This is a genomic window from Undibacterium paludis (genome assembly GCF_022568815.1).
In the GTDB taxonomy this organism is placed as follows: Bacteria; Pseudomonadota; Gammaproteobacteria; order Burkholderiales; family Burkholderiaceae_D; genus Undibacterium.
In genome coordinates this window covers 1-1,216 of record NZ_JAKZHX010000051.1, presented here as the reverse complement: position 1 = coordinate 1,216, position 1,216 = coordinate 1, and the positions used below count along the sequence as shown (strand labels likewise).

Annotated in this window: 1 protein-coding gene; it reads left to right on the top strand. The window is 58.0% G+C overall.

Annotated features, from left to right (window positions below):
* Window positions 1-1,216, top strand: a 1,216-nt coding sequence (locus tag LZ463_RS28860; RefSeq protein ID WP_241459774.1) for a beta strand repeat-containing protein, incomplete at both ends; no start/stop codon positions are given.

Genomic DNA, 1,216 nt, shown 5'->3' with positions numbered 1-1,216 from the left:
CGCGACTTACACGCTGTCCACTTCCGGCAATGTCGAAATCACCTCGGCCACCAGCTTTAGCATTACTTTATCTGGTGCCGACACAGGCGGCGTCTCCGCCCTGCTGAACAAGAACGGTACGTCTTCCGCCGTCAGCGCCACCACCTACAACCTTGCCGCAGCAGACGACTGGAACAGCGTCATCACTGGTGGCAATATTGCTGACCTGACAGGCAATGCCATCACCGTCTCGAATGCTGCACCGAATATCCTCAATGCCACGTATGATGCTGCCACAGGTATTCTGTCCGTCTCCGCCGTCAATATCGTCGGTGGTGACACCATTGATGTCTCCAAACTGTCCCTGGTGGGCCAGGGCGGTGGTTCTTACAACCTGACTTCGCCTAACGTCACCGCTGCCAGCGCCACCGCCTTCTCGGTCACGTTGAACGCCGCCGACAAACTCGCCATCAATGGCCTGTTGAACAAGAATGGTACCAGTGCGGTGGACACGACCAGCTTCAACCTCGCTGCTGCCGCTTCCTGGGATGCCTCCACCACATCGAATGCTGACCTGACCGGCAATGCCGTCACGGTATCGAATGTGGCAGCGCCAACGATCACCTCAGCCACTTACGACGTCACCACCCATGTGCTGACCGTCACAGGCACTGGCCTCGTCAGCACTCTCGGTGCGACCAACGACATTACCGTCTCCACCCTGACCATCACCGGTGAAGGTGCTGCTACCCGTACCCTCTCTACCACGGGCAATGTCGAGATCACCTCCGCCACCAGCTTTGCCGTCACCCTCGCAGGTGCTGACCAGACAGCTGTCGAAGCCCTGTTCAACAAGAACGGTACAGCATCCACCAATGGCACGACTTACAACCTGGCGGCCGCAGATGACTGGGACAGCGTCATTACCGGTGGCAATATTGCCGTCGCCACAGCAGGGATTACGGTATCCAATGTCCCGGTCCCGACCATTACTTCCTCGACCTACAATGCCATCACCGGTGTGCTGACCGTCACCGGTACTGGCCTGTCTGCTTTAACTGGGGCGACCAATGACATCATTGCCAACAAATTCAGTTTGCAAGGCGAAGGCGGGGCCAGCTATACCCTGACCACCACCAGCAATGTCGAGATCACGTCGGCCACCTCCTTCACCCTGACCCTCAGTGCAGCAGATCGCCTGGGCGCCAACCTCATCATGAACAAGAATGGCACCAGC